The following is a 300-nucleotide window of genomic DNA, read 5'->3' on the forward strand; positions in this document are numbered from 1 at the left end:
TGATCCTTGAAAACTAGATAACGAAACGAATTTGCGTTTTAGAAATATCCTTTTAGCTGCTTGTGTCAATTTATTGACCAAGTAAATAAGAGTAGCAGCGAAAGTTTTTGGGATGATCGATCCTTTGAGAGTTTGTTTCAACCTTGATTTAATTCAATCGAGAAACAAACGAACAACAGAGCGATCAGCGCAAAAACTGGAGCATTGGTTAAGCTACTAAGAGCACACGGAGGATGCCTAGGCACTAGGAGCCGAAGAAGGACGTGGCGAACAACGATACTGCCCCGGGGAGCTGTAAGC

The 300-nt window shown here is 42.7% G+C and carries 1 rRNA gene; it reads left to right on the plus strand.

The features are described 5' to 3' along the window. Positions 1-206: 206 nt before the first annotated feature. Positions 207-300 (plus strand): 23S ribosomal RNA (locus tag KJS65_RS29580); the annotation flags it as partial.

Origin of the sequence: Paenibacillus sp. J23TS9 (assembly GCF_018403225.1) — a bacterium.
Taxonomy (GTDB): Bacteria; Bacillota; Bacilli; order Paenibacillales; family Paenibacillaceae; genus Paenibacillus_AQ.